This window comes from Pseudomonas sp. 05L36, assembly GCF_056398125.1.
Genome location: NZ_JBFTOU010000029.1, coordinates 63,987 through 74,488, shown reverse-complemented (window position 1 = coordinate 74,488; position 10,502 = coordinate 63,987). Strand labels below are relative to the sequence as shown.

Genomic DNA, 10,502 nt, shown 5'->3' with positions numbered 1-10,502 from the left:
GTCACCCGCGACACCCTTGCCTCTGGCTAACACTTCCCCTTGCCGGGTGTGTAGAGGACTTTCACCTCCAAGTCACCAGCGTGGCCACCACAGCCAAACTGGTTGCGCTTATGCGCAACGCGCCATGCCTGGCGCACAACGGCAAAGCGCAGCCTTGTGAGCTGCGCGCTGTTTTCAGAACGCTACCAATACCTGATCGGATGCCGTTAAAGAAGAATTACTTCATTTAAAAGTGCGTAGGAACGCTCCTGAAAAGTCAGCTTAACAGGCATCGGGCAAGCGGTTGAAGCAATGCGTCAGCTAAAGCTTTCGAGCAACAGCGGATACAGCGAACCCACGAGCAGCGCGGCCATGCCCCAATTGAACAGGCGCAGCCAGCGACGATCCTTCAGAACGTTGCGCAACAGCGTGCCGCAAGCGGCCCAGACACCGACACTCGGCAGGTTGATGATCGCAAAGACAGCCGCGATCACGATCACATTCGTGAAGTAACCCTGCATCGGTGTGTAGGTGCTGATGGCGCCAATGGCCATGATCCAGGCCTTGGGATTGACCCACTGGAACGCGGCGGCGCCCAAATAGCTGATCGGTTTCGCCTCGCCCTGCTGACTCTCCGACATGGGCCCGGAATGGGCGATTTTCCACGCCAGATACAGCAAATACGCCGCCCCCGCATAACGCAGCACGGTGTAGAGCAAAGGGTAAGTCTGGAACACCGCGCCAAGGCCAAAACCGACCGCCACCACGAGTACAAAGAAGCCACAAGTGATGCCGAGCATGTGCGGAATCGTGCGGTTGAAGCCGAAGTTCACCCCGGATGCCAGCAACATGGTGTTGTTCGGGCCGGGTGTGATCGAGGTGACGAGGGCAAACAGGGCGAAGCCCAGCAGCAGGTCGAGAGAGAGCGTCATGGGTGGCAGTCCGTCAGGGGCGTTCAGGTGTTGACCCTATCGCACACCCTGGACAAAACCCATGGACAGTTACGCGAAACTTGGAGCAGTACAGTTTCGCCTCAGCTTGGACGACCGTGGAGCTGTACAGATCGCCCTGCGTTCATTTCACCCTGGTTGTCGAAGTTGAACGACTTTTGCGGCTGGCCGAGCAGTTCGGCTTTTTTCGCGTGGTATTCGTCAAAGGACAAACCGCGGCGGTTCAGCGCCTCCAGTGCCAGTTCCTTGCTTTCTTCAGCCGTGTAAGGGCGAAGCTCGGGGGAGACATGGCTGGCACATCCGGCGAGTACGGAGACGGCGAGCATCAGCATCGTAGCGATCATCGGTTTCATTTCTGGCGTCCTGGCGACTGGGTTCGAGGCAATGAACACAGGCTACCCGCGCCTCTCGGGCAGCAGAAATCAACGCTTTCAATAGTGGCTATCAAGAAATGGCGATCATTGTCGATGCGCTGGGAGAACGCGGGCCGGGGGCGCATTGGCTGGACCCGACTTGATGACACTTGTATGGCGCTGCTGCTCGTCGGGCAATCGGTGAGGCGAAAGAGGCTGGCCTATATTTATTCGGTCGTACAACGGCACAGGCACTTTCCATTCACACTACAAGAACAGGGAGATCCATCATGAGCGTCAAACCCATTCCAGAGGGGTATCACAGCATCACCCCCTACCTGGGCATCAACAAAGCCGCCGAAGCCATCGCTTTCTACAAAAAAGCCTTCGGCGCCATTGAAGTCATGCGCCTGAACATGCCCGATGGCGGTGTCGGCCACGCCGAACTGCGCATCGGCGATTGCCCGATCATGCTGGGCACACCGTGCGATCAAGGGCCGCTGAGCAACCCGGACAATTCGCCGTCGGTGGGTCTGCATTTGTACGTGACGGATGTCGACAAGTCCTACAAACAGGCGATCGATGCCGGCGCAACCGTTGTATCGGAGGTCAAGGATCAGTTTTACGGCGACCGTTCAGGGACCTTGAAAGATCCCTACGGGCACCTGTGGTTCCTGGCCACGCACAAGGAAGACCTGACCCAGGAGCAGATCGAGCAACGGGCGAAGGAGATGTTTGCCCAGGGTTGAAATCCCTGGTGCTGGAGCGGGCCTCTTCGCGAGCAGGCTCGCTCCCACAGGGGCCCCGCCTTCAACAGCACCGCCGACTTGCTGATCACTTGCGCAAGCATGCCCGCCCCTGACCTGTCGGCAATGCGAAACATTTTCTTTCATTTCCCCTTTCGGGATTTCCCCTGCTCATCCGTCCTACCTAGATGCAGTCCTGTCGCGTAGGCAAAAGCCACGACTGGACTTTCAGGGCGCTCATCCCTGCGAAGCCCGCAGCCGAGTAGCCTCTCATCCAGGCAAGACCTCCAACATGTCAAAGAAGTCCCGTTCAAAAATCTGGTTCCTGGTCCATAGCTGGCTGGCGCTGCCGATCTGGTTTTTCGTGCTGATCGTCTGTGTGACCGGAACCCTGGCCGTCATCAGCCAGGAAATCGTCTGGCTGGCCAACCCGCCAATGCGCGCCAGCCAGCCCTCGGACGATGCTCCGCTGCTCAGCTATCAGCAGGTCATCGAGGCCATCAACAGGGCCGAACCGCAGACCGTGGTGCAGAGCATCAGCCGCCCCGACGAATCGCACTTCGCCCTGGATGTCGAAGTCAGCTACCCCGACGGGCGCTCGGTGGTGATTTATGTCAATCCGTACAGCGGCGTGATCCAGGGTGTCGCGCCGCAATTCAACTTCCGCGCCTTCACCCGCGCCCTGCACGCTTGGTGGCTGGTGCCTTTTACCAATGGCTATAGCTGGGGCTGGTACCTGGTGTCGTTTCTCGGCTTGCCATTGCTGGCGTCTCTGGTCACCGGGCTGGTGGTCTACAAACGCTTCTGGAAAGGTTTTTTCCGCCCGACCCTGCGCATTCGCCACGGCGCGCGGATTTTCTGGGGCGACTTTCATCGCTTGAGCGGCATCTGGTCGATCTGGTTCATCGCGGTGATTTCCATCACCGGCACCTGGTTCCTGATCCAGGCACTGCTGTCCGATAACCAGATTTCCATTTCCACGGAAAAGATCATCCCGGCGATGTCCCGCGAAGCGGTGCCGCTGTCAGCCGATGGCTCACCCCCGCCGCGTATCGACCTTGATCGTGCGATTGAAATCGCCACGCAGGAAATCTCCGGACTGGAGGCCAGTTTCGTCAGCCTGCCGGGCAATGCCTACAGCCATCTGAATGTCGGCGGACGCGGTTGGTATCCGTTGATGTTCCAGACCGCGACCCTCAACCCGTACAACGGCGAAGTCGCCGCCTCGCGCCTGATTTCCGACCGTTCGACCCTGGAGTTCGTCACCGAGTCCATGCGCCCGCTGCACACCGGTGATTTCGGCGGACTGTGGATCAAGCTGATCTGGGCGTTCTTCGGCCTGCTGCTGAGCATGATGGTGCTCAGCGGTTTGCTGATCTGGACCAAGCGCACGGCACTGGCCACGGCCAATGCCTTCAAGCGCAGCAACAAGAAACAGCGCGGCACAGCGGCGCAACCGACTACGAACAACGAAGTGTCGGAGGTCAATCTGTGAGTAAAGACACTGCGGTCTCTCAACCCTCGCGCCTTAGCCTGTTCTGGCACAAATGGCGCTTTCACCTGAACGTCCTGTTGCTGCTGATTCCTCTCGGCTTCATGCCCAAGTATTTCGCCGACGAGTCCCTGATGCGGGGCGACAGTGGCCTGGGCGAACGGGAAGTCGGCGAAGTCCAGGTCGGTCCCTGGAGCCTGCGCCTGGCGGAGTTGCGTAACGCCGCACCCATGCTCGATGACCCGGCCGGTTACATGAAGGGCTTCAACGCCGCGCTGTGCGAAGCCTGTATCGGACGGGTCAAGGCCACTTACCTGCGCATCGGCAAGCCCCGCAGCCTGCGCGCCGCCGGGGTGATTTTCTTCGGCGCCCCGTACCGCATGGGCGCCTCACTACCCGTCCCGGAAAAGACCACGGCCGACGCCGAACTGTGGATCACCATGGAAGGCTGGGACGGCGCCATGCATCAGGCATCCATTCCTTTGAGCCAGGCCTCCCCCGCCACCATCGCCTGGTTGAACAAACAAGGAGGCAAACCATGATCAACCCTCTTCGCTCGCTCAACGCCCTGTTGCTGTTGCTCTGCGCCGGTTTCAGCGCCAGCGCCCTGGCCCACAACCCGATGTGCGAATGCAAGGCCATCGACGCGGAGCAGATCAAGTGCACCGGCGGTTTTTCCGACGGCAGCGGCGCTCCGGGCGTGACTCTCGATGTGATCGGCTATGACGAAACCATTCTGGTGCCGGGCAAGCTCGGGCCTGATTCGACCCTGACCTTCAAGAAGCCCGGCGCCGAGTTCTATGTGCTGTTTGACGCCGGCCCCGGTCACGTCGTGGAAATCGACCAAGCGGACATCGAGGCACCATGAGCACTCCAACGACCCAAGTCGTGCGCCCGGCCGGGGCCGGTCACGAAACCCTCTACGTTCTGCTGCTGTGCCTGATGATTTTGGCGGTGGCCGGCTCGGTGGTGCTCTGGCGTGGTGAACCCCATGAGGTGAGCAACGTCGGCAGCCATCAACTGGATGCGCGCCGTGACCTCAGTGCATCCGAACAAGGTATCTACGCCGATTTGCGGGTGACGCTGGACGAGATCCACCTGCTGCGCCAGGAACAGCAAGCGCTGCCGACACCCGAGGCTCTCGCCGAGGAAGGTTTTGCGCCATTTGCCCAGATTCGTTGAATTGATAAAGCGTCTCGGCGGGCGTCGCCGACTGCTCTTCGATAAGGCTGGTAGCGACTGACATCTCTCGCCCCCTCAATAAGGTTTTCCTGTTCTGGAAACGCATCAGCGCTTGAGGGATTTAGGCGGTAACACGGAAACCTCTGTAGGAGCGAGCTCTGCTCGCGATGGACTCAAGAACACCGCGTGCATTCAGAAAGCACGCGTTATCGTTATCGACCATCGCGAGCGAGCTCGCTCCTACAGTGGTATGTGGTGTTTTTCAGACGGGTTGCAACGGCATCGTCAGCTCGACCCGCAAGCCGTCCGGCCGGCTATCGAAATGCAACGTGCAGCCGCAACGCTGGACGATGGCCTGGACAATCGCCAGCCCCAGACCACAACCGGTGCTCTGGCCGTTGCGCCAGAAACGCTGGGTCAGGTGTTGCAGATCTTCTTCGGCAATCCCCGGCCCATGGTCGCGCACCACGAACTGCACACGATTGCCGGTGGTTTCCAGGCTCAACTCCACCGCTTTGTCGGCAGGGGTATGGCGCAGTGCGTTGTCGAGCAAGTTGCGCAGCGCGGCAATCGACAGCACGGCGGGCATTTGTACAGGCGCGGCGGAAACCTTGCCCGGTGCCTGAAACCTGATGCGCTGGCGATCGCCGCTTGCAGCGTCCTGGATCGCCAGTTTCGCCACTTGCTCGGCGTTGCATTGCACACCGTCGTCAAACGACAGACTGCCCTCGACGCGCGCCAGCAACAGCAATTGTTCGAGGGTCCGGTGCATGCGGTCGGCACCCTCTTCGGCCCGGGCCAGGGACTGGTCCCGGGCGCTGCCTTCAGTCATCCGCGCCACTTGCAGGTGAGTCTTGATCGCGGTCAGCGGGCTGCGCAGTTCGTGGGCCGCGTCTCCGGTCAGGCGACGTTCGCGCTCGATGGTCTTGCCGATGCGCTGGAGCAACTGGTTCTGGGTTTCCAGCAAGGGTTGCAGCTCGCTGGGCAGCGGCTGGATCTGCAAGGGTTCGAGGGAGTCGGCACTGCGGCGCATCAAGGCGTCGCGCATGCGGTTGAGCGGCGCCAGCCCCTGGCCGATGCCCAGCCAGAGCAAACACAGGCAACCGAGTAGCGCCACGCCCACCGGCACCGAAGCGGCCAGCAGGATCGACATGTTCAACGCCTCGCGCTCGATCTGCCGGTCGGCGGTGGTGATGCGCAGATCGCCCCGGGCCAAGGTGAAGCTGCGCCATGGCGCGCCGTCGATCATCTGATCGTGAAAACCGAGTTTCTCGGCCTCCAGGGCCTGCTGCGGATCGGTGTGACTACGGGCGAGGATTTCACCGCGCAATGAGCTGACCTGGCACGCCATGCCACCCGGAATGTTCAGTTGTTCGGCGCTGAAATGGGTGCCCTCACCCTTGCTCGGCACAGGCGGCAGTTGCTCCATCAGGCCGGCGACCATGCGTGCCGACGCCACCAGGCGCTGGTCGAGGGAAAACATCATTTGATTGCGCAGATCACTGAGCATCCAGGCCGCGGCCAGGGCCCAGATCAAGGCAAATGCGGCGCCGAGCGTCAGGCTCAGGCGCAAACGCAGACTCATCACTTTGATTCTTCTCCGCCATCAGCCGGCCCCAGGCGATAGCCCAGGCCGCGCACGGTCTCGACAATGCCGTTGCCGAGTTTACGCCGCAGGTGATGGATATGGACGTTGAGGGCGTTGCTTTCCAGTTCGTCGTTGAAGCCATAGACGCTGTCCTTGAGTTGCTCGGTGGACAGCACCCGCCCACGGTTGTGCAACAAGGCTTGCAGCAGCGACTGTTCGCGGCGCGACAGGTCCACCGGCTGTCCCGCGAGCGTGGTTTCGCGGCTGCTCGGGTCGTAGGTCAGGGCTCCGTGTTCGATCAGGTTGACGCTGCGCCCCGCCACCCGCCGCAACAGCGTGTGCAAGCGTGCAGCGAGTTCACGCAAGTCGAACGGCTTGAGCAGATAGTCGTCCGCGCCGGCTTGCAGGCCATCGACGCGGTCGGTGACCGAGTCCCGGGCGGTGAGGATCAAAACCGGCAACTCCAGGCCTTGATGGCGCAACTGCTGCAGAAGCTTGAGGCCATCTTCGTCCGGCAACCCGAGATCGAGCACCATGACATCGAACTCCGCCACCTTGAGCATCGCCCGGGCGGCGGACGCCGTGGCGACGTGCTCCACGGTCAGACCCTGGGCGGTCAGACCGGCGACGATACCGCTGGCGATCAGTTCATCGTCTTCGCAAACCAGTACGTGCATGGGGAGCCTCGTAGAAATAAAGCCTATTAAGCCATTGACCGATTAAGTCGACATTATGCCGCAAGCGCCACCGCCACAAGGCCGGGGCGGTTAATCATCGGTTAATCGCCACCCGCCACTGTGCACCTCATTAGCACAGGGCAAAGGCTTATCCATGCATCGTCTGTTTGTACTTTTTACCCTCTTGATCGCGGGCCTGGCCCAGGCGGGAACCAATCCGTTCGACACCAAACCTGAATTTCTCCCGGTTGATAAAGCATTCACGTTTACCTCCGAACGCCTGGAATCCGGTGAAACCCAGCTCTATTGGCAGATCACCGACGGCTATTACCTGTACCAGAAACGCTTGAAGTTCGACGGATTGCCTGTCGGGCAGCATCCCGCGTTGCCGGAAGGTGAAGCCCACAGCGACGAGTTTTTCGGTGAACAGCAAGTCTACCGTCAGGGTCTGGAACTGAAGATTCCGGTGGGTGCCAGCGGCACGGTCAAGGTCAGCTACCAGGGTTGTGCCGATGCCGGTTTATGTTATCCGCCGCAAACCAGAGTCGTGGACCTGGGCAATGCCAATGCGCAGAGTGCGGCCAATGAGGCACCGGACCAGGCGCTGGCCAGCAGCCTGCAACAACGGGCGCTGGGCTGGAGCCTTTTGCTGTTCTTCGGCCTGGGCCTGTTGCTGGCCTTCACGCCTTGTTCATTGCCGATGCTGCCGATTCTGGCCGGGTTGATCGTCGGCAGCGGCGCCACGCCCAAACGCGGATTCGCCCTGGCCAGCAGTTACGTGGTCAGCATGGCCCTGGTGTATGCGGCGATGGGTGTCCTGGCCGCCTCCCTCGGGGCGAACCTGCAAGCCTGGTTGCAGAACCCCTGGCTGCTGGGCAGTTTCGCGGCGATTTTCGTGCTGCTGGCGCTGCCGATGTTCGGCTACTTCGAACTGCAACTGCCGGTGGCCGTACGCGATCGCCTGGAAAACGTTTCGCGCAATCAACGTGGCGGCAATCTGATCGGCGCCGGGGTGCTGGGGGCGCTGTCCGGCCTGCTGGTCGGCCCGTGCATGACCGCACCGCTGGCCGGTGCCCTGCTCTACATCGCGCAAAGCGGTAACGCGTTGCATGGCGGATTGATTCTGTTCGCCATGGGCATCGGTATCGGCGTGCCGCTGCTGTTGCTGGTGACCGTCGGCAATCGCTTCATGCCCAAACCCGGCGCCTGGATGAACCTGGTCAAAGGCATTTTCGGCTTTCTGTTCCTCGCCACCGCGTTGCTGATGCTGCGCCCGGTGCTGGACGAGTCCCTGTGGGTCGGCTTGTGCGGTGCGCTGCTGTTGATCGCGGCCTACAGCGCCTGGAAACAGTCGGAAGGTTTCGGTCGCATCGCGCACCTGTTTGGTGCCAGTTCGTTGTTGCTCGGATTGTGGGGTGGCATGCTGGTGATCGGTGCGGCCGGTGGCAGTGACGATCCGTTCAAGCCGTTGCAAGTCTTCCGCTCCTCGAACCAGGCGGTGGCCGCGGTGCCGGTTGGCCACGATGCCTTCACCACCATCAAGGATCCGCAGGCACTGCAACGGGAACTCGACGCCGCGCAGGCTCAGGGCCAGTGGGTGCTGCTGGACTACTATGCCGACTGGTGCGTGTCGTGCAAGGTCATGGAAAAACAGGTGTTCGGCAAAGCCAATGTCATGGAAGCCCTGAGCGACGTGCGCTTGCTCCGACTGGACGTCACCGCCGACAATGCCGCCAGCCGCGAACTGCTCGGCCGTTACAAAGTGCCAGGGCCACCCAGCCTGCTGTGGATTGGCGCTGACGGTGAAGAGCGTCGCAGCCAGCGCATCACTGGGGAGGTCGATGCCGATACTTTCCTGCAACGCTGGACCAACACCCGAGACGCCCGTTAATGCTGACCTTCACCCTCGGCACCTTTGCCATTGCGCTTAATCATCTGCTGCTGATCAGTGCGCTGGCGCTGGCCACGTTTGTCGGCTGGCGGGTGGCCAAGCGTGGCGGTGACAACCCCGAGTCGGTACTGTTCAGCCTGTTTCTACTGGGCATGCTGGCGGCCCGGGTCAGCTTCGTGGCAGTCTATTGGGCCCACTATCGCAACGATCCGTGGCAGATCATCGACCTGCGCGATGGCGGTTTCCTCGCCTGGCCGGGGGTGACTGTGGTTTTGCTTGCCACGCTGTATCGCGGCTGGCGACACCCGGGTTTGCGCCGCCCATTGGGCTTTGGCGTGACCAGCGGCCTGGCGTTCTGGCTGTTGGCGACGTTCTCCCTGTCGATTTATGAACAAGGCACACGCCTGCCGGAAATCGCTCTGCGCAACGCCGCCGGCGAAACCGTGCAACTGGCCGACTACAAGGGCGGCCCGTTGGTGATCAATCTCTGGGCCACCTGGTGCCCGCCGTGCCGCCGGGAAATGCCGGTACTGGAAAACGCCCAGCAACACCGGCCAGACCTGACCTTCCTGTTCGTCAATCAGGCGGAAAGCATGCAAAGCGTCGCGACCTTTCTGGAAACCCAGGGCCTGAGCCTGTCCAACGTGCTGTTCGACGGTGGCGGGCGCCTGAGCCAGGCCGTCGGCTCCATGGCATTGCCGACTACGCTGTTCTACAGCTCCGAAGGTCGCCTGCTGGGCAGCCATCTGGGCGAGTTGTCGGAAGCCAGCCTGGCCCGCGCGCTGGAAAACTTCGACACCGTACCCGCCACCTCTTCAAGGAAATTGCCATGCCCCGCCTCCGCCACCTGCTGACCCTGTGCCTCGGTGCTGCCCTGTTGCACCTGCCATCGGTGCAGGCCGAAGAGTTGCCCGATGCCATCAAGAAAATCGAGGCCAAGGGCGCGAAAATCGTCGGCCAGTTCGACGCCCCCGACGGCTTGCGCGGTTATGCCGCGCAATACCAGAGCCGCGGCATGGCGCTGTACCTGACCCCGGACGGCAAACACGTGTTGCTGGGCAACCTGTATGACGCCGAGGGCAATGACCTGAGCAGCGCACCCTTGCAGAAACTGGTATATGCCCCGATGGCCAAGGAAGTCTGGGCCAAGTTCGAAACCAGCAACTGGATCGGCGACGGCAAGAAGGATGCGCCGCGCGTGGTGTACCTGTTCAGTGACCCGAACTGCCCGTACTGCAACATGTTCTGGGAACAGGCCCGGCCGTGGGTCAAGGCCGGCAAGGTGCAGTTGCGCCACATCATGGTGGGCATCATCCGCGAGGACAGCCCGGGGAAATCCGCCGCACTGCTCGCGGCCAAAGACCCGGAAAAAGCCCTGCAGGATCACGAAGCCGCTGGCAAGGGCAGCTCGCTCAAGGCCTTGAAGGAAGTGCCGCCGGCGATCCAGGCAAAATTCGCGGCCAACATGCAATTGATGGAAGAGCTGGAGTTGCAGGCGACACCGGCGATTTTCTACATGGACGACAAGGGTAATCTGCAACAGCAGCAAGGCGCGCCGTCGCCGGACAAACTGGCGAAGATTCTCGGGCCGAAGTAAGCAAGATCAAAAGATCGTCCGAAGGCTCGGGCCGCGTTCGAACGATC

The 10,502-nt window shown here is 61.3% G+C and carries 11 protein-coding genes and 1 pseudogene; 8 read left to right on the top strand and 4 right to left on the bottom strand.

Going from position 1 to position 10,502, the window contains the following annotated elements; translation table 11 throughout:
* Nucleotides 1-296: 296 nt before the first annotated feature.
* Entirely contained in the window at nucleotides 297-911 is a 615-nt protein-coding gene (locus tag AC1DKH_RS25330) for a LysE family translocator (RefSeq protein WP_008054246.1), read from the bottom strand.
* A gap of 101 nt (nucleotides 912-1,012) precedes the next feature.
* Nucleotides 1,013-1,282 (bottom strand): hypothetical protein, encoded by a 270-nt coding sequence (locus AC1DKH_RS25325; RefSeq protein WP_477756046.1) that lies wholly within the window; start codon nucleotides 1,280-1,282, stop codon nucleotides 1,013-1,015.
* Nucleotides 1,283-1,572: 290 nt separating this feature from the next.
* Here AC1DKH_RS25325 and AC1DKH_RS25320 point away from each other — a divergent pair, with 290 nt between their 5' ends.
* The 5 genes and pseudogenes from AC1DKH_RS25320 to AC1DKH_RS25300 all read left to right on the top strand — a co-directional run.
* On the top strand, nucleotides 1,573-2,031 hold the full coding sequence (locus tag AC1DKH_RS25320) for a VOC family protein (RefSeq protein WP_477756045.1): 459 nt from the start codon (nucleotides 1,573-1,575) through the stop codon (nucleotides 2,029-2,031).
* A 289-nt stretch (nucleotides 2,032-2,320) separates the two neighbouring features.
* Complete coding sequence (locus AC1DKH_RS25315) at nucleotides 2,321-3,523, top strand: PepSY-associated TM helix domain-containing protein (RefSeq protein WP_477799638.1); 1,203 nt, start codon at nucleotides 2,321-2,323, stop codon at nucleotides 3,521-3,523.
* Nucleotides 3,520-4,062, top strand: a complete 543-nt coding sequence (locus AC1DKH_RS25310; protein ID WP_477799637.1) for a thiamine pyrophosphate-binding protein — start codon at nucleotides 3,520-3,522, stop codon at nucleotides 4,060-4,062. Before AC1DKH_RS25315 ends, AC1DKH_RS25310 begins: the two co-directional genes overlap by 4 nt.
* Complete coding sequence (locus AC1DKH_RS25305; RefSeq protein WP_477765430.1) at nucleotides 4,059-4,388, top strand: hypothetical protein; 330 nt, start codon at nucleotides 4,059-4,061, stop codon at nucleotides 4,386-4,388. The genes AC1DKH_RS25310 and AC1DKH_RS25305 overlap by 4 nt, the downstream gene beginning before the upstream one ends.
* Nucleotides 4,385-4,693: pseudogene (locus tag AC1DKH_RS25300) on the top strand (DUF6162 family protein); the annotation flags it as partial. The gene AC1DKH_RS25305 and the pseudogene AC1DKH_RS25300, both read left to right, overlap by 4 nt.
* Nucleotides 4,694-4,964: 271 nt before the next feature.
* On the opposite strand, the gene AC1DKH_RS25295 reads toward AC1DKH_RS25300, so the two are convergent.
* A complete protein-coding gene (locus AC1DKH_RS25295) occupies nucleotides 4,965-6,290 on the bottom strand; it encodes an ATP-binding protein (protein ID WP_477799636.1) in 1,326 nt (441 codons plus the stop codon).
* The gene (locus AC1DKH_RS25290) at nucleotides 6,287-6,967 is read right to left on the bottom strand and encodes a response regulator (protein ID WP_008020398.1); all 681 of its coding nucleotides are present in this window, start codon (nucleotides 6,965-6,967) and stop codon (nucleotides 6,287-6,289) included. Before AC1DKH_RS25290 ends, AC1DKH_RS25295 begins: the two co-directional genes overlap by 4 nt.
* A gap of 154 nt (nucleotides 6,968-7,121) precedes the next feature.
* On the opposite strand from AC1DKH_RS25290, the gene dsbD reads away from it, so the two are divergent.
* From dsbD to dsbG, 3 genes are read left to right on the top strand one after another with little or no spacing between them, the layout of a single operon-like run.
* Nucleotides 7,122-8,858 (top strand): protein-disulfide reductase DsbD, encoded by a 1,737-nt coding sequence (gene dsbD / locus AC1DKH_RS25285; protein ID WP_477799635.1) that lies wholly within the window; start codon nucleotides 7,122-7,124, stop codon nucleotides 8,856-8,858.
* Nucleotides 8,858-9,712: a TlpA family protein disulfide reductase gene (locus AC1DKH_RS25280; RefSeq protein ID WP_477799634.1), complete on the top strand. Its 855-nt coding sequence runs from the start codon at nucleotides 8,858-8,860 to the stop codon at nucleotides 9,710-9,712. The genes dsbD and AC1DKH_RS25280 overlap by 1 nt, the downstream gene beginning before the upstream one ends.
* Nucleotides 9,688-10,455 carry a thiol:disulfide interchange protein DsbG gene (dsbG, locus tag AC1DKH_RS25275; protein WP_477756476.1) on the top strand — a complete coding sequence of 256 codons (768 nt, stop codon included), beginning with the start codon at nucleotides 9,688-9,690 and terminating at the stop codon, nucleotides 10,453-10,455. Before AC1DKH_RS25280 ends, dsbG begins: the two co-directional genes overlap by 25 nt.
* Nucleotides 10,456-10,502: the final 47 nt, after the last annotated feature.

Excerpts from the sequence above, each read along its gene's own strand:
- dsbD (WP_477799635.1), top strand. The coding sequence starts at position 7,122 with ATGCATCGTCTGTTTGTACTTTTTACCCTCTTGATCGCGGGCCTGGCC.
- AC1DKH_RS25280 (WP_477799634.1), top strand. The coding sequence starts at position 8,858 with ATGCTGACCTTCACCCTCGGCACCTTTGCCATTGCGCTTAATCATCTG.
- AC1DKH_RS25315 (WP_477799638.1), top strand. The coding sequence starts at position 2,321 with ATGTCAAAGAAGTCCCGTTCAAAAATCTGGTTCCTGGTCCATAGCTGG.
- AC1DKH_RS25330 (WP_008054246.1), bottom strand. The coding sequence starts at position 911 with ATGACGCTCTCTCTCGACCTGCTGCTGGGCTTCGCCCTGTTTGCCCTC.
- AC1DKH_RS25320 (WP_477756045.1), top strand. The coding sequence starts at position 1,573 with ATGAGCGTCAAACCCATTCCAGAGGGGTATCACAGCATCACCCCCTAC.
- AC1DKH_RS25305 (WP_477765430.1), top strand. The coding sequence starts at position 4,059 with ATGATCAACCCTCTTCGCTCGCTCAACGCCCTGTTGCTGTTGCTCTGC.
- dsbG (WP_477756476.1), top strand. The coding sequence starts at position 9,688 with ATGCCCCGCCTCCGCCACCTGCTGACCCTGTGCCTCGGTGCTGCCCTG.
- AC1DKH_RS25325 (WP_477756046.1), bottom strand. The coding sequence starts at position 1,282 with ATGAAACCGATGATCGCTACGATGCTGATGCTCGCCGTCTCCGTACTC.
- AC1DKH_RS25290 (WP_008020398.1), bottom strand. The coding sequence starts at position 6,967 with ATGCACGTACTGGTTTGCGAAGACGATGAACTGATCGCCAGCGGTATC.